Annotated in this window: 12 protein-coding genes; 8 read left to right on the top strand and 4 right to left on the bottom strand. The window is 38.9% G+C overall.

Annotated elements, in window-relative coordinates; all coding sequences use genetic code 11:
* Positions 1-171: 171 nt before the first annotated feature.
* Both DO88_RS16750 and DO88_RS16755 read left to right on the top strand, forming a co-directional pair.
* Entirely contained in the window at positions 172-876 is a 705-nt protein-coding gene (locus DO88_RS16750) for a hypothetical protein (protein ID WP_007378992.1), read from the top strand.
* 88 nt (positions 877-964) lie between these two features.
* Positions 965-1,708, top strand: coding sequence for a reprolysin-like metallopeptidase (locus DO88_RS16755; protein WP_007378991.1), 744 nt, complete (start codon positions 965-967; stop codon positions 1,706-1,708).
* Between the two features lie 94 nt (positions 1,709-1,802).
* On the opposite strand, the gene DO88_RS16760 is transcribed toward DO88_RS16755, so the two are convergent.
* Entirely contained in the window at positions 1,803-3,026 is a 1,224-nt protein-coding gene (locus DO88_RS16760) for an alkaline phosphatase family protein (protein WP_033037894.1), read from the bottom strand.
* A gap of 191 nt (positions 3,027-3,217) precedes the next feature.
* Here DO88_RS16760 and dgt point away from each other — a divergent pair, with 191 nt between their 5' ends.
* A complete protein-coding gene (gene dgt, locus DO88_RS16765; RefSeq protein WP_033037893.1) occupies positions 3,218-4,684 on the top strand; it encodes a dGTPase in 1,467 nt (488 codons plus the stop codon).
* Between the two features lie 238 nt (positions 4,685-4,922).
* A complete protein-coding gene (locus tag DO88_RS16770; RefSeq protein WP_033037891.1) occupies positions 4,923-6,431 on the top strand; it encodes a hypothetical protein in 1,509 nt (502 codons plus the stop codon).
* A gap of 949 nt (positions 6,432-7,380) precedes the next feature.
* Here DO88_RS16770 and DO88_RS16775 read toward each other — a convergent pair.
* The 3 genes from DO88_RS16775 to DO88_RS16785 all read right to left on the bottom strand — a co-directional run bounded on the left by DO88_RS16775 (position 7,381) and on the right by DO88_RS16785 (position 10,420).
* Positions 7,381-8,514 (bottom strand): DUF1570 domain-containing protein, encoded by a 1,134-nt coding sequence (locus DO88_RS16775; protein ID WP_033037887.1) that lies wholly within the window; start codon positions 8,512-8,514, stop codon positions 7,381-7,383.
* Positions 8,515-8,516: 2 nt separating this feature from the next.
* Positions 8,517-9,002 carry a hypothetical protein gene (locus tag DO88_RS16780; protein WP_033037885.1) on the bottom strand — a complete coding sequence of 162 codons (486 nt, stop codon included), beginning with the start codon at positions 9,000-9,002 and terminating at the stop codon, positions 8,517-8,519.
* Positions 9,003-9,322: 320 nt separating this feature from the next.
* Complete coding sequence (locus tag DO88_RS16785) at positions 9,323-10,420, bottom strand: Fic family protein (protein WP_033037883.1); 1,098 nt, start codon at positions 10,418-10,420, stop codon at positions 9,323-9,325.
* A 1,152-nt stretch (positions 10,421-11,572) separates the two neighbouring features.
* Here DO88_RS16785 and mntA point away from each other — a divergent pair.
* The 4 genes from mntA (at position 11,573) to DO88_RS16805 (ending at position 17,266) form a co-directional block, all read left to right on the top strand.
* Positions 11,573-11,962, top strand: coding sequence for a type VII toxin-antitoxin system MntA family adenylyltransferase antitoxin (mntA, locus tag DO88_RS16790; protein ID WP_033037881.1), 390 nt, complete (start codon positions 11,573-11,575; stop codon positions 11,960-11,962).
* Positions 11,955-12,380, top strand: coding sequence for a type VII toxin-antitoxin system HepT family RNase toxin (gene hepT / locus DO88_RS16795; RefSeq protein ID WP_033037879.1), 426 nt, complete (start codon positions 11,955-11,957; stop codon positions 12,378-12,380). Before mntA ends, hepT begins: the two co-directional genes overlap by 8 nt.
* 834 nt (positions 12,381-13,214) lie before the next feature.
* The gene (locus tag DO88_RS16800) at positions 13,215-16,367 is read left to right on the top strand and encodes a DUF3427 domain-containing protein (protein ID WP_033037936.1); all 3,153 of its coding nucleotides are present in this window, start codon (positions 13,215-13,217) and stop codon (positions 16,365-16,367) included.
* 80 nt (positions 16,368-16,447) lie between these two features.
* Complete coding sequence (locus tag DO88_RS16805; RefSeq protein ID WP_033037878.1) at positions 16,448-17,266, top strand: hypothetical protein; 819 nt, start codon at positions 16,448-16,450, stop codon at positions 17,264-17,266.
* Positions 17,267-17,444 lie beyond the last annotated feature (178 nt).

Here is a 17,444-nt window from a genome sequence, read left to right as displayed (position 1 = left end):
CAGTACATAACCACTCAACATTTGTACCTATAAAAAATAACCATAAGTTTAATAAGGGATTTAAAAATAAAGTGCTTAACACTTTTTGATTACATTTATTCGCTTGATCTAATCTAATTTATGCTATAAAACGTAACAAATAGTTAACTTAAAACACCAAAAGAGAAACAGATGAAAAAAGTTGCAGTCTTAATTATTGCCATTCCCTTGTCGGCATTTGCACTTTATGAACTATTTATTCATACCGACCACACTGCAGAACCAATTGCACCTGTAGCAATTGACTTAGTGCCGGTTAGTACTCTTCGTACACAAAATACACATGCGCCAGCCCCTATTGATATGAGTAAAGATCCTATTAATGTCAAAGCGGTTTCAGCCCCAAAACAAAATATGACATTTAATGAATTTGATGCTGTAAACCGCATCTCAAATAAAGCAAAACAAGTACTTATAAATGCAAAAGTGTTACCAACTGACTTACATAATGAAGCTTACATTGAATTTGACTTAGCTTCATTGCAGGCATTAAAAGCGGGCGAAAACTTCGACTTAGCAATTCCTCAAACAGCCGAAACGTTCACAGCTGAGATCACTAATGTTATTGAATCAAGCAACGGTGATAAAAGTATATTTGGCCGCGTAGTTGGCGTAGATGGCGCAATGCACAACACAGTATTAACCGTAGGAAAAGACGCCGTATACGGGCAATTTACTGCACCTTCGGGTAATTACGTATTTGAAAGTAAAGGTAAGTATGGCTGGATAGCTGCAAAACGTGATTTATATAAAAATCATATAGAGCATGACGTAACGGCACCTAAACCTAAAATTGAAAAAGGTGTAGACATATTTGCACCAAAAATAGATGGCTAATTAACCAAATTAAAAATTTGAGCGCACCCGTTGCGACAATATTTTAAACACCAAAAATCAACCACACTAAGAGTAAGGAAATACAATAATGAAAAAAGTAATCACTACAACCGCTGTTGCAGCAGCACTATGTGTAGCAAGTGTTGCACAAGCAGAGACTATTGATATCGGTATTTTATATACAGATCAGTCAGCAGCGGCTACTAGTAATATCAACACTAAAATCAATCAGCTAATTGCCTTTACAAATCAGGTTTATAGCCAAAATGGTGTAGGTATTACGCTCCGTTTAGCGGGTACACAAAACCTAGGTGACTATGCCATTACACCATCAGAGCAGTGGCTTGATTCGGTAACCGAAAGCAGCTATGTAGATGGTTTACGCAGCGATTGGAAAGCCGATATGATTGCCGTACTAGGTACTGGCGAAAGTGCTGGAAATGGACTTATTTCATGTGGTTTAGCATGGGTTGGACAAGGTACTAACGGCAACCTATACAACTCAATGAGCGACCGCATGTATTCAATTACAGCTATTGATTGTGGTGCAACTACGTTTGTACATGAACTTGGTCATAACCAAGGCTTAGCACATTCACGTAAACAGGGTGATACTTCTGGTGGTGTATACACTGACGGTATGGGTCACGGTGTACAAAATGAGTTTGCAAGTATTATGGCCTATCCACATGTATATGGAAGTGCAACACAATACGACTACTTCTCTAATCCTAATTGGAGTGTAAATAACATACCATTTGGTGTAACTAACCAGTCGTATGCTATCCGCACTGTAACAGCAACTAAAACAAGCATTGCCAATTTTAAATAAATGCTTATAAAAGTGGGTTATCCATTACCCACTTTTAAAAAATAAACATTATAACCTTCCCCCAAGAGCGCTTAGCGCTCTTTTTTGGTAAAGCTTAATGTACAACCATTTTTTGCTTTATAGCGGGCATTAACGTTTTACCGTCACCATCAACTTTGCTTAATAATTTAAGACCCATTACTTTTGCAAGCACAGGATAAATATCAAGATTACTTACTTTATCTAAGCTAATTCCTTCTTTAAAAGCAGGGCCACTAGCTATAAACGTAGCAGCCATGTCATCGGTATAGGCATAGCCATGCGTACCTAAATACATCGGCTTTTTAGTATTAGTAAACACCGCAGGTGTTGTGGTTTGTACAACGATATCGCCCACACGCGTACCTTTATTATAATGATAGCCTGCTAATTGTTCATCAGTTAAAACGGTATAACGTCCTTTAGCCGCTTTTTCTAAACGCGCTTTATAGCCTGCTATATCAGCATTTTTAGCATTCGGTTGTGTATAAATAAGTAAACGAGGGCCTGTATTTTTAACTAAAAAGTTTTCATCTTGAGGCAATGTTGTTACATCAATGCTTTTATCTGGGTTTACGCTCGTCATACCGTGATCTGATACAATTACTAGGTTTACGTCTTGCTCTAATTTGCGTAAGCGAGTTTGTAATTGCCCCATCAACTCATCAAGCTGTTTAACCGCATCTCGAGTTTGTGGTGCGTCTGGCCCAAATTCATGACCCATGCTATCAACCAACGAAAAGTAACTTGCAATAAAACGCGGGCGCTGTGCTTTTGGTAAACTTAACCACTGAATAATTTGATCTACACGGCTTTGGTAATCGCTATATTTAGAATAATGGTAAAAGTAATCGGGGGTCATGCCGTTAAATAACGCATCCGACTCAGGCCAAAAGTACGTTGCTGATTTAAGCCCCTGCATTTTTGCTAAATTCCAAAGAGGAATACCTTTTACCCAAGTGCTATCGCCAAGTGCTTTACCCATACTGTAACACTCATTTCTGCGGGCTTTATCGCAAAAGTTATTATCAACAATACCGTGATTGACAGGAAGTAAGCCCGTAATAATAGAAATATGATTAGGAAACGTTTTAGTAGGATAAACAGGTATTAACTTTTGCGCGCGAACGCCGCGATCGGCCATTGCCTTTAAATTTGGCGCACCGTGCTTTTCAATGTAATCCCAACGCAGACCATCAATTGATACAAGCACCACCGTTTGTTCTTTTGCTGCAAGTGCAAAATTACTCATTCCTGTTAATAGGCAAATTGATATTACCTTTAAGATCCACTGCTTCATTATAAATACCCGCCTAGTTAAAAGTGCGCTAAATACTGAAAATAATGATTTGATAATACAATTGACTGCCCGCAAATGATACAAGCGCCTGTACCTAACTCATCTAGGTGTATATATTAACGTAAGTATATTAAAAAAGAATGACACCGCGCACTCACTTTGCCAGTCATCAACAATAAAAAAGGACAACGATGACTATTGATTTTAGTAAAAAAATAACCCCTGCGCGCTTGTATCGCACAACATCTAACTTGCAAATGGCGCTTGAAAGCGACCGAGGTCGTATAATAAACAGTGCTGCTATTCGTCGTTTGCAACAAAAAACACAAGTATTTCCACTTGAGCGTAATGCAGCCGTTCGTTCGCGCCTTACTCATTCGCTTGAAGTACAACAAGTTGGTCGTTTTATAGTGCAGCGTATTTTTGCTAATTTAAGCTACCAACAACAAAAAGACTACGGCCTAACAGGACTAGAACGCCCACTAGAAAGCCTAGTGGAAATGGCCTGCCTCATGCACGACATAGGCAATCCGCCATTTGGACATTTTGGCGAAGCAGCTATAAATCATTGGTTTAATAATAATTTGCTAAGCGTTACACCCGAACGTTGTAAAGAGCCAAATACAGGCATTGGCGTTGTTTTTAAACACCTTGCACTGGATATTTGTAACTTTGAAGGTAATGCGCAAGGCATACGTATTATTCACTCTTTGCAAACACTCAATCTAACCTACAGTCAAAGTGCGGGGATTTTAAAGTACACCCGCCCAGCAGGCCTTGATACAAAAGACATACCACAAAATAAAAACTACTTAATGAAAAAAGTTGGGTATTACTACAGCGAAAAAAGCTTCGTAGAAACACTACAAAAAGAATTAACCATAGAGCCTTATTGCCGTCATCCAGCCAGTTATATAATGGAAGCTGCTGATGATATTTCATATTGTCTTGCCGACATTGAAGACGCTGTAGAAAAAGATATTATAAGCACTGAGCTATTATGCATTCAGCTTAAAAGTCACTATAAAAAAGCACTTATAAATCTTACCATTGACGATTCTGAACACCTAGATTTTGTAGATAAAGCCGTAGACTACGCACTCGAACGCGCCAAAGCACAACCATATAACTTTAACAGTGAATTTTTTATATACTTGCGCGTTTCACTCCTGCACCCGCTGGTGAGTCATGCGGCAAAACGCTTTATCGAAAACATAGAGCCGATTTATCATGGCGACTTTAATCATGCCCTTTTAGAGGACAGAAGCCACCTGCATGCTGTTACCAAAGCATTAAAAAATGTAGCGCTTAAATATGTGTTTTCAAACAAAGAAGTCGAAAAGCTCGAACTGCAAGGCTATAGAATCATTAACGGCCTACTTGATTGCTATAAACCATTACTATTATTAAGTAGCGACGATTTTAAACGTGCGCTCAATGGCGATTCACGATTATTAATCGAGTCAAGATTAGTTAAAAAGCTATCTAAAAAGCACTTAAACAGCTACTCACATGCCATTAACGCCATGCAAGAGGAACCTGATCACTTTGCCGCATACGAGTTTTATTACCGTTGTAGATTGATTCAAGATTACATAAGCGGCATGACCGACCAATTTGCCTACGACGAGTATCGTAGCTTAATGGTAATAGACTAATAACGCGGTAAGTTTTAGGCTCTGTCGCCTTTCAGGATTAAAATTTGTTCAATTTAGGGGCAGCGCATGTTTGGCATTTATGCTGTGTTATTGCCTATTTATGGGGAGCAACCACACTGCATAGACTCTGCCTTGCCTAAATACCAGACATACAACCTCGAAAGATAACCAGCCCCTAGATAAATTTTAGTTTTGCGCTTAAAATCGAACTATTAATGTTTAAGCGCTATTTACCTTTATGATCACTTTACTAACACGCCTTACCTTTTGTTTTGCCCTATTTTATAGCGTTAACAGCGCAGCATATAACGAAGCCATGTGCATACTTATAAAACAAGAAATACAGCAAAATAGTGGTGATAAAACAAGTCGAAAATACAGAAACGCAATACGCGACTACAACAATAACTGTAACAAACCCAAACAAGCCCAAACATACCCAAAGCCGCCAATAGAAACAGCTCCGGTTATAACACCAGTGCAATCTCAAGTTGTGGAGCCAACACTTAACACGCCACAAAATCCAGCAACACTACAAACGCCACTGCCCGTTAGTATTGAAAATGAGCAACAATCAAACACGATTGAACAGCCAAATATTAATAATGAAGTAATAATAAATGCAGAGCCTCAAGCCAAATCAGTTATTGATCAACAAAGTACACAGCCACTAAAAAGCAGTGTACCTGTAAAGGTTAAAATACCAGCAAATATAACTGCTCCCGTAGTAAAACCAGCACCGGTTATTGTACCTGCACCAATAGATCAAAGTTCGCTGCTTTTACCTGGCTTATTATTTGTAATAGTAATACTTATTGCTGTGATGGTATTAATACGTTTACGTCGCACTAAACAAAGTAAAACCGAAATTATTGCGCCTGTGGTAGCTGAAACACAGGTACTTAAATCACAAAAAATAGCCCCACCATTAAACGTAACTACGAAAGATGCGCCAACCAAGCAAACACCAATCAATGCGCCTGAAATAATAGATGAAAATAAAACAATAAAGAGCAACCAGCCACAATTAAAAGCCAATAAAACACAAAAAATAAACGCCGACCACAACAATATTGACGAAGTCTTGCCTACAACATTAGCGCAAACAAACGAAGCAACGTTTACTGAAATAAAACCAAAATCAGAACCAAACTACACCGAATTTGCAGCAGCCGCTAAAACCACTGAAGCGCAAGTTAACAAAGCCAATCGCTTCACTGAGCCACAAGTACAAGAACTTGACCCCCATGCTCAGCCGATAAAAAAACAGCCTAAACAAACAACACAATCTTCTGCAACCGTGCACAGTAATACACTCATAAATAATGAGATAAAACCGGTTATCGCAAGCCCAGAACCGTTAAAACCTAGCGAAACTACTGACGATTTACATACACCTAAAAAAGTAGCGACCCCAGAGTTTACCAACTTTAGTTCCGCGCACAATTTTAAAGAACCAGAAATACGCACCTTCGATCCAAATGCTCCGCTACCAGGCGAAAAAGTAATGCCAAAAGCAGCACCAAGGCCTATAAACGCAGAGCATGAAACAACAAAGAGTGCAGCTGAAAAAAAAGAAACAGTAAACAAAGCAAGCAGCAATCCATTTGCAAACTTATCGCTTGATGAAAGCTGGGATCCAAATTCGGCAGAAAAGCCAACTATAGAAGAAAAAAAACGCGCACCTAAATCACAAGCACTCATTGACGCAGAAGAACGCGCTAAAAAAATGCAAACCAAAGAATGATCTGCCTGCGATAAAAACGTAAGTGCGATTTTACATCGCGCTTTGGCTTATAACCTTAACGCTCACCTAACTCCTGTAGACGCAAAGCTTGCTTGCGTGAAAAGCGCAGCTTTTAATTTGTAGATGGGCTTTATCGCCACAACCTTGTACATGCCTAAACACCATGCGAGGTATAAAACCTCACCTACAACAATACAAACACCACACTCAACGAAACCGTAGGTGCGATTTTACATCGCGCTTTATTCTTGGTTTAAATAAAACACCATGCGAGGTATAAAACCTCACCTACAACAATACAAACACCACACTCAACAAAGCGTAGGTGCGATTTTACATCGCGCTTTTGCTCTTGATTTAAATAAAACACCATGCGAGGTATAAAACCTCACCTACATTAATTTAAACACCACTCTCAACGAAAGCGTAGGTGCGATTTTACATCGCGCTTTGTTCTTGGTTTCAATAAAACACCATGCGAGGTATAAAACCTCACCTACAACAATACAAACACCGCGCTCAACAAAGCGTAGGTGCGATTTTACATCGCGCTTTATTCTTGGTTTTAATAAAACACAATGCGAGGTATAAAACCTCACCTACAACAATACAAACACCGCGCTCAGCAAAGCGTAGGTGCGATTTTACATCGCGCTTTGTTCTTGGTTTCAATAAAACACCATGCGAGGTATAAAACCTCACCTACAACAATACAAACACCGCGCTCAACAAAGCGTAGGTGCGATTTTACATCGCGCTTTTGTTCTTGGTTTCAATAAAACACCATGCGAGGTATAAAACCTCACCTACAACAATGTAAACACCGCGCTCAACAAAACCGTAGGTGCGATTTTACATCGCGCTTTTGGTTTTAGTTTCAAATTACTATGAATAACGCATAAATAACCGTAATCCGCTCATTAACCTCATCAATACACATACAGACAGGTTAAAAATTATGAGCCCTGAAAGGCATTTTTAACCACTGAGAATACTCACGTTTAAGATTTGGTAATTGCGTATACAGCATTTTTTTTAACTTTTTTGCAGACAACTTACTACACGGTGATTGTTGCTCAGTAAGCATTATATTTTTTAGTAAAGCTCTACCTGCTTGTGTATCCATTAAAAAATAAATAGCAGCCCAACTACTTGCATAAAGTTTGCTGTTATCGCCTTTTTTCCACGTATCCTCTAAGCCGATTAACCAATTAATTGTAAATACACTTTTAGTAATATTGTTATTCTTTGTCCACGATCTATTTGGTTCAACAATACCTGTTTGCATATTATTTTTAGTCAGCTCAAAGTACTCCGCAAACCCTTCATTTAGCCATCTTGGTGTGTAGCCCAATACAGCCTTATTTATGGCATGCACCGCTTCATGAACCGACGTACGCATTGCACTTTGTGCATTATCATAATGAATAAAAGCAGAATTACTCCCGTGAAAATACATACCCGCAGTGTTTTTAGGATTACCACCGCGATGCTTTATTACCGACTCGTAAGCACTGCGAGTAGCCAAAACCGTTAGGTTTAGTTTCACCTTTTTAAGCGCATGCACACCAATTACTTGGCCATACGCCTTAAATACCGTATTGAGCTTAATGCGCAACTCTTGATTAAATGACGACGGTAAATTAGGTGTATTTAAAGTAAGATCAAAATAATCTAGCGATTCAACAAAACCAGGATTGTAAGTTGCTACTGCAAAGTCAGGCTTTTTATCACTAAAATGAGGAACGCCCTCACTGTCGGTCCACGTAAATATATCGCCATTACGTTTATATTTAACCTCACCTAACGATACATCTACGCAACGCGTATTGTTAACTTGTGATAAGTGATTATCGGCAGACACTAACGTATGTTGCAACGTCGTTGTGCTTACTTTTTCGGGCCGTTTTGTACTTAAAGGCTCAGTAACTATTTGCGATGCTAGATAGTTATATATGCGTTTAACCTCACCAATTGGGTCATTATAATTAAATACCCGTCCAGTAAAATGATTAGCAATAAGTGCCGACGCAATTAGCAGCACAAAAAATACAAACACCACGCGTAATTTAGTTTTAAACATATTTATGGGTGCTCTTTCCACTGTGCTTCAAAGAGATCTTTTTGCTTACCCCTATATTCGCTGCACCACACAAAGTCGGCCGACCCTATCCCTTTTTTACGGCAACGTTTAGGTAGTTTATAAAATGTTGACCAAGCATCAAGCTTAGCAGCATCTTTATAGCTATCGCTGTGCAAAGACATGTTTGATACTTTTTGATTGAGTAGCCAATTGCTATTAGGCGTACGAGTTGAGGTAGAAGAAGTAGCCTGATAAGCGCTACCACTCTTTTTAGGCTTACTGCAGTGATTAGCAAGTAATGTAAATAGCGCTTTATCGCGTGCAGTTAAACGCTCACCTTCTTTATTACTGTAGCCACTTCTAAATTGAGACCGAATAGCTTCGCGCTGCTTTTTAATGCTATCGCATTGGGCTTGTGTGTAAGCCTCACCAGCTTGAGGCAAAGTTGTAGATACGCTAATAAGTACCAGTAAAATCCATTTGATCATTATTCATTCCCTGAATTAAAACTTTAAAAGAGTGTACCTATAAATGTGAAAAAACACATCAACATTACTAATCCAAAAAGCAAAAATTAAAGCTATGGGTGGGAGTTCACATTAGCCTTGGCTTTAATAAAGCGCTCACGAGGTAAAAAACCTCACCTACAATAATTAAACCACCATATTCAACAAAACCGTAGGTGCGATTTTACATCGCGCTTTGGTCTTGGCTTTTACAAAAACACCATGCGAGGTATAAAACCGCACCTACAACAATTAAATACCTATTCGCCTCACATGGCGAGGCGAATAGGTGTTTAATTGCCTCATTGGACAACCTTGTAACGTGTACTACGCCCACCTGCGGCGGTTTTTTTAATGAATCCAAGCGTTTGCAAGTCCGATAAATGGCGTGTTGCGGTTGCACGGCTAACCTTAGCCACTTTTTGATACTGACTCGCACTAATACCCTGTTCAAATTGGCCATCGAGTAACTTATTAAGCACTTTTACTTGCTGCTCACCTAACTTTGTTTGATCTTTACTTGCCCAGTAATTGGTTTTAAAAAGTGTTTGCTCAATATTATTAAGCGTATGGTGTATCGCATTATTGAGCGTACGTAAAAACCACTTAATCCACTTTGTAATACAAAGCTCTCCACGCTGAGTTGCTTCAAGCACTTCGTAGTAGCTTTTTCTGTCTTCTAAAATAGCCACCGACATAGCGTAAAACCGAATTGACTCAGCATGTTCTTGCGCTAATGCCAGGTCGGTTATAAGCCGTGTAATACGCCCATTACCATCCTCAAGTGGATGTATTGTTACAAACCATAAGTGTGCGATAGCTGCCCGAATAAAAGGGTCTATTTGAGGTTCATTTTGCGCTTTGTTAAACCAGTTAAAAAATAGCGAAAGCTCTTTATTTACTCGCTCTTTAGGAGGCGCTGTAAAATGTAATATCGGTTTATCTAAGCGCCCCGACACTACTTGCATAGGCTCGTCACCACGCAATTGCCCGCCTTCAATTTTAGTAAACAAGCTTTGCTCACCTGCAAACAATAAGCGATGCCAATTAAGCACTCGCTCTAAATTAAGCGCTGAGTCTGTGTTATTTATCGCATCAAGCATAATCTCTGCAAGATTATCGCTTTGCACAGTTGTTGGGTAAGGCTGCTCATCAATATTGAGCTTTTTTGCAAGTGAAGAGCGAACCGAAAATGCATTAAGTTTTTCGCCCTCAATCGCACTGGAGTGAATAATATTTGCAAGTAAGGTATCAAGGGCCTGCTGCTTTTGATGAGCAGTTTGCACGCCCATACGCCCTACTAATAAACCTTGATTATATGAAAGCTCCCTTAGTAAAGGAGCAAGAGCCGCATCATCCCACGTAAAGTTTGGCCAGTTTTGCTGTTGCCATATCCACATAGTCTTTATGTCCTAAAATTGATTAGCTTCAGTCTACGTCAATTATTCGCCTCATACAATGAGGCGAATAATTGAGTTAATTGCCTCATTACTTTTAAGCGCTACACAGAGAAGAAATAAACAAGCGATTTTACATCGCGCTTTGGCTTATATAACCTTAACGCTCACCTAACACCTGTAGACGCAAAGCTTGCTTGCGTGAAAAGCGCAGCTTTTAATTTATAAATGGGCTTTATCGCCACAACCTTGTACATGCCTAAACACCATGCGAGGTATAAAACCTCACCTACATTAATTTAAACACCACATTAAACGAAACCGTAGGTGCGATTTTACATCGCGCTTTGTTCTTAGCTTTTACAAAAACACCATGCGAGGTATAAAACCGCACCTACATTAATTTAAACACCACTCTCAACGAAACCGTAGGTGCGATTTTACATCGCGCTTTTGGTTTTAATTTATTTTTCGAACCTAAATAAACGCATCCATATTTGGTAATTGTATTATTTGCTCACTCAGCTTATTTGCAACTTTATTAATTATTTTTATGCATAAATGAATGTGGGATAATTCAGAAGTAAATAAGTTATTTTTGAGTTTAAATGTATATTTATCGTCCACAAGTTAACTTTACCTTATTTATAAATAATAGAATCGAATCTAAAATATAAATTACTTAAGCTAAGTTAATGACACTTTGAGATTGATAGCTCACTTAAGCAACTGCAGAAGCCCAGCTTGCTATTAGGGCGTGTGACCTTTCGTGATTAATTTTGCAGCAGACTGTTTGGTATTCAGGCAAGGCAGAGTCTATGTGGTGTGGTGTGGTGTGGTTATTCCCCATAAATAGGCGATAACGCAGCATAAATACCAAACATGCACTGCCTTTTGGGTTTTTTTAGGGACAATTAACTCTTTGTTGCTCGGCTTTTACTTATTCTTGCATGGATGTAAGCCAGTAGGGTAAAGCAGAAGCAGTCACCGAGCCCACTAGGTTACAAACCTCGCGCCGCGATTAAATAGCCCCTAGATTGAACAAATTTCAACCCACAAAGGTCAACACGCCCTAAATAAAACAAATATCAATTTTAATGTTCACTAGAAAACTGATAGGTTATTATTACAGTTTTTATCAATGGTTAGTTTTTCGTGGCAAATGAAGTTATACAGAAAATAATTAAGTACTTGCAGCAAAACACCGACATTGACGTGGTTTGGTTATATGGCTCCCACGCAAAAGGGACGGCACAACCCCATAGTGACATTGACTTAGCCGTAGCATTTAAAAACTTTGACCTGGAGTTCTTTGATAAGCGCCTTAGACCAAAAGAGCTTGAGCTTGAAATAAGTAATGCACTTAATCTTAACGAACAACTTATTTCGATTGTTGATATAAATATTATTCCAAGTTATTTAGCTTTCAACGTTATTGAATATGGAAAAATAATTATAAGCAATAATAGTGTTAGAGCGATGAAAGAGCAGCAGCGTATATATAGCCAGTTCGAATTTGAAACCATAGCGAGTAAACATGACTGATACCGGAATTACACTTTATTTAAGTGAAGTAACACGCCATATTGACGAATATATGCAAGAACTCGACGAACTCAGTCAAATCGATTCACTTAATAGCAGAGATTACCGAGCTGCAGAGCGATTACTACAGTTAATGACCGAGGTGTGTATTGGTTTATCAAAGCATTGGCTTAAGCAGCACAAAAGTAGTACCAGTAGCAACGCCTATCAAACATTTAGCGAACTTACTAATTTAGGCTTTTTGAGCGAGGCAGAACTACTGTCATGGCGTAAAATTATAGGCTTACGAAATGCACTTGTTCATGATTACTTAAATATTGATCAAAGTATCGTTAAAACAATCATTAAAAAGCAACACTACATAACTATGCACGCATTTAGTATTAAAGCGATTACAGAGCTAAACAAAGATTCATAGATAAAACCTCACCTACAATAATGTAAACACCGCATTCAACAAAAGCGTAGGTGCGATTTTACATCGCGCTTTGGCTTATATAACCTTAACGCTCACCTAACACCTGTAGACGCAAAGCTTGCGTGAAAAGCGCAGCTTTTAATTTGTAGATGGGTTTATTCGCTGCAACCTTGTACACGCCTAAACACCATGCGAGGTATAAAACCTCACCTACAACAATGCAAACACCGCGCTCAACAAAAGCGTAGGTGCGATTTTACATCGCGCTTTGGCTTTTAAACAAAGCTCACTCAAACACCTGTAGACGCGAAGCTTGCTTGCGTGAAAAGCGCAGCTTTTAATTTGTAGATGGGTTTATTCGCTGCAACCTTGTACACGCCTAAACACAATGCGAGGTATAAAACCTCACCTACATTAATTTAAACACCACTCTCAACGAAACCGTAGGTGCGATTTTACATCGCGCTTTGGCTTTTAAACAAAGCTCACTCAAACACCTGTAGGCGCAAAGCTTGCTCGCGCGAAAAGCGAAGCTTTTAAAATAATTTACTTATATCGCGTTGGCAATGGCAAACAAGGGGCGGATACCGCCGACCGCCCCTTGGAACGCCACGGCGCCCCGAGGATCACACTATTTCCTCAATTTAAATTAATGATATGAACGTAAACGCTTTTTAACAGCATCCATGCTGTTAATTACTCATCATTAATTAAATTTCGGGTGTGATCACGGGGGGATGGCTTGGCAACAGCCTTCAATTCAATAATGAGTTAATGCTTGTTTACAATGCACTTTTAAGTAAACTAACCACTCGCAAACAGGGAGTGGTTTTAATGCAGCAAATTGGTATTTACGAGCAGTTAATTACGCAAGTAATTAAGCAAAACCTAAATCGTGATCAGTTTTATGTGGGCGAGCGCCAGCTTGAAACGGCCGAAGCGGCAACTTGGCTTTCACGCTTTTTAAGTAAACTTGTAACGCATGCAATCGATGCCATTCCTAACTCAAACGAGCGCCTACAAGAACAAATTAGCCTAGCTAACAGCCTTGTACTTTGGCTTAAAGATCATATTTGCGATGACGAGCTAATTAACGAAAACCTTATCGACAGCCAAGGCCGAATACTTACCGCGCTATTTAATACCCAAAACCCTATTGCCGCCAACCTTAAAGATTACTCAAGCGATATATTCCCACTCACAGGCCTTACGCAAAGCGAATTATTTAGCGGTGCTAATGCAGGTATATCGCTCGAAACCGAGCTAAAGCGCGAAATTAAATCGTCCGACACTATTTATTGGCTTGTCTCATTTATAAAATGGACAGGGCTGCGCATTTTTAAAAATGAGCTTGAAGCATTTACCAAAAGCGGTAATAAACTCAAAGTTATTACTACTTCGTACATGGGCGCAACGGATGCTAAAGCGGTTGAATTTTTAGCAAACCTGCCAAATACCGAAGTAAAGCTAAGTTATAACAATCAGCAAGAACGCCTACATGCTAAATCTTACTTATTTATGCGCAATACGGGTTTTCATACCGGTTATATTGGCTCGTCTAACTTGTCGCATTCGGCGCTTACCAGCGGCCTTGAATGGAACTTAAAAATTACCGCACAAGAAATCCCGCACATAATAGCTAAAACCAAAAGTACGTTTGAAACCTACTGGGAATCAAAAGATTTCGAGCTATTTACAGGCGCTGTTGAGTGTAAAGAAAAGCTCATTAATTCACTTAACGAGCAACGCGGTGTTGGGCAATCAAGCAGCCAGTTTTATTTTGATATAACACCAAAAACGCATCAGCTCGCTATTTTAGAAAAGCTAAGTGTTGAGCGCAGCGTACATAATCGTTTTAAAAACTTAGTAGTTGCCGCAACCGGCACAGGTAAAACAATAATATCGGCGTTCGACTTTAAAACCGTTTACGATAAAAACCCAAATGCTCACTTTTTGTTTGTAGCCCACCGAGAAGAAATACTAAAACAAGCGCAAAGCGCTTACCGTGGAGTGCTTAAAAATAACGACTTTGGTGAGCTGTGGGTCGGTAACTACAAGCCACAACGCTACAATCAATTATTTGCGTCAATCCAAACATTAAACAGCCAAATTGAATCACTCAATTTAACCAATGATTACTACGACTACATAGTAATCGACGAAGTACATCACGTAAGCGCTGCCAGTTATCGCGCTATATTAAACCACTTTACGCCTAAAATATTGCTTGGCTTAACCGCTACACCAGAACGACAAGATGGCGCAAATATACTCGATGATTTTTGCGGAGTAATAGCCGCTGAAATTCGCTTACCAGAGGCAATAAATCAACGCCATTTATGCCCGTTTCAATACTTTGGACTAGATGACGACACCGACCTAAGCCAAATAACATGGCGAGGCGGCCGTTACGATATAAGCGAGCTAAGTAACCTTTATACAGGCGAGAACAGCAGCGCTAACAAAATTATATCGAGCCTTGCTGATATCGTAACCAACGTACACGCTATTAAAGCACTCGCGTTTTGCGTAAGCCAAAAACACGCTGAATTCATAGCCTCTAAATTTAACTTAGCAGGCATAAACGCCGATGTACTCACCAGCAAAAACACCAATGAGCGCGCGGCTAAACAGCAAGCACTGCGCCAAAGCGAAATACAAATACTTTGCGTGGTTGATATTTTTAACGAAGGCGTCGATATTCCAGAGGTCGATACTCTACTGTTTTTACGCCCAACTGAAAGCCTAACGCTATTTTTACAGCAACTAGGTCGTGGTTTGCGTTTACCCGACAACAGCCAAAAGCAATGCTGTACCGTACTCGATTTTGTAGGTAATGCTCGCCCAGAATACGACTTTGCCAGTAAATTTCGAGCACTCATTGGTAAAAGCACCCAACCGATAAAAACCGAGATTGAAAACAACTTCCCGCATTTACCGCTGGGTTGCCGTATTGAGCTGCAAAAACATACTCAACAAACAATATTAAAAAATATTCAGCAAGCTATAAACTCTAAACGCCGTTTACAGCAGCTTATAAATAGCTATTCGCAACATACTAATGACGCGCTAACGCTAAGTAACTTTTTACGTATAAACCCACAAGTCACGCTTGAAGATATATACAAACCAAAAGATAAAAAACTCGGCGGCTGGCACTGGTTAAAAGGTGATGAAATACCCGCAAATCAAGCCGATATTTATGCCGCGTATTACCGCGCTATAAACACTCAATTACTCGGCTGCGATTCAATCAGTTATTTATGCTTTTTACGTGATTTATGTAATAACAACTTTAGCTTTATGCCAACAGCACAAAACCAACAGTACGCGCTTATGGCGCATTACAACTTTTGGGATACCACTGGCACAAGTTTAGGGTTTAAATCGCTTGAACAAAGCTTACAAGTACTTAAACACAAAGAGCTACAGCACGAACTTGCTCAAGTAATTACACTATTAATAAACCGTATTCACCAACAAGAAAGTGATTTAGTGTGTTTACCTAATCACGCAATAAAATTACACAGCCGCTATACGCGACAGCAAATACTCGCAGCTTTTGGGGCTCACACGTTTGATAAAAAATCGACCGCCCGCGAAGGCGTTTTAGAATTTAAAAACCAAAACTTAGAGCTGTTATTTGTAACACTGAATAAATGCGAAAAAACATATTCACCAACCACGCTGTATCACGACTACGCAATCAGCCCTACCCTGTTCCATTGGCAAACGCAAAACAGCGCCCGCCCAGAACACGGCCGTGGCCTAAGTTATATTCAGCACCAGCAAACAGGCAAAACTATCCTGTTATTTGTGCGTGAGCAAGGCAAAGATGAAAACGGCAGAACCATGGGATTTGTAAACTACGGCGAGGTAAAATACCAAAGCCACAACGGCAGTCAGCCGATGAATATAACGTGGGAGTTAACCAACCCCATGCCAAGTGAAATGTGGCATGAGGCTGGGAAGTTAGCTGTTGGGTGATTGAAAAAACCATTAGGTACAAAAAACAATTTTTGCACCTAAATCCATGAAATACAATAACAAAATCCAAAGGCTCTCAAGTGAAAATATTTCAAAATGTTAAAAATTGGCTGATAAAACACCTTCCTGTAGAAGAAGATATCGCATTACACGAAAACAGCTCATTCCATAAGTGGGTCGGTTACCCACTACTAATAATATTTATATTCGCTATTTTCATTACCTTTGACCTGTACCAGAAAGGAGTATACAGCTTAAATAAGGATCTACTCATAACTACAGAAACTCTAAGTGATTTTGCTAAATTTTACGCATTTCCAATAACAGCTTTAACAATACCCTTAACGTTAGGTGTTATGTTTAACCGGTTTCATTCATCAAAGCAGAAAGCCAAAAGCAACCGTTTGATTGAACATAATAATCTTGTTAATAACTACTTTTCACATTTTAGTAACTTCAATAGTTATACTGATACGCTTGAAGTTAAATATAAATCAGTAGGGCTTAAACTATCAGCTCAACGACTGTATCGTATCCTATTTCAAAATTGTAGCCTTTTAAAGTTCGACGCGACAGTACAGAAAGATTGTATTGATATTATTATTGATTCAGCTTTTATTGAACTTGATAAGTATAAAAGTCATATCTTTATAAATAACCACTACACAGTTGAAAAAGAAGTTATCGAGGGTCTTGAGTTACTTTGGTCAACTAGAAAAGACTCTCAAATTTATGAATATTTGGAAGAACTAAAATTAATAATTATAGATTTGCTTAACTTTCATGGAATCATAAATAGTAAAGAAATTGAAAAGTACTTTTATATGGAATATGAAAAAAACATGAAAAAAAACTTTAAGACTGACAACCTTTCCGGTGATTCATGTAAATTAAAATGAGAAAAATAAATTTTATTAACGAGTAATTACAATATTTCCTATTTTTATAATGAGAATAAAAAAATAGAAAACATTGTAAGCACTAATGATTTAAATATAGCCAATTTATAATTTGGTAATAATTTTTCGTGGCAAACGTTTAATAACGAAACTACTTGGGTAATCCCCCCGAAAAATA

The sequence above is a fragment of the Pseudoalteromonas sp. S3431 genome, assembly GCF_000690035.1.
In the GTDB taxonomy this organism is placed as follows: domain Bacteria; phylum Pseudomonadota; class Gammaproteobacteria; order Enterobacterales; family Alteromonadaceae; genus Pseudoalteromonas; species Pseudoalteromonas fuliginea.
The sequence above is the reverse complement of the archived record's forward strand: the minus strand, read 5'-3'. Positions and strand labels throughout refer to the sequence as shown.

Bases quoted from the DNA above. Each gene is read 5' to 3' on its own strand.
- DO88_RS16750 (WP_007378992.1), top strand. From the start codon at position 172: ATGAAAAAAGTTGCAGTCTTAATTATTGCCATTCCCTTGTCGGCATTT.
- DO88_RS16755 (WP_007378991.1), top strand. From the start codon at position 965: ATGAAAAAAGTAATCACTACAACCGCTGTTGCAGCAGCACTATGTGTA.
- DO88_RS16760 (WP_033037894.1), bottom strand. From the start codon at position 3,026: ATGAAGCAGTGGATCTTAAAGGTAATATCAATTTGCCTATTAACAGGA.
- dgt (WP_033037893.1), top strand. From the start codon at position 3,218: ATGACTATTGATTTTAGTAAAAAAATAACCCCTGCGCGCTTGTATCGC.
- DO88_RS16770 (WP_033037891.1), top strand. From the start codon at position 4,923: ATGATCACTTTACTAACACGCCTTACCTTTTGTTTTGCCCTATTTTAT.
- DO88_RS16775 (WP_033037887.1), bottom strand. From the start codon at position 8,514: ATGTTTAAAACTAAATTACGCGTGGTGTTTGTATTTTTTGTGCTGCTA.
- DO88_RS16780 (WP_033037885.1), bottom strand. From the start codon at position 9,002: ATGATCAAATGGATTTTACTGGTACTTATTAGCGTATCTACAACTTTG.
- DO88_RS16785 (WP_033037883.1), bottom strand. From the start codon at position 10,420: ATGTGGATATGGCAACAGCAAAACTGGCCAAACTTTACGTGGGATGAT.
- hepT (WP_033037879.1), top strand. From the start codon at position 11,955: ATGACTGATACCGGAATTACACTTTATTTAAGTGAAGTAACACGCCAT.
- DO88_RS16800 (WP_033037936.1), top strand. From the start codon at position 13,215: ATGCAGCAAATTGGTATTTACGAGCAGTTAATTACGCAAGTAATTAAG.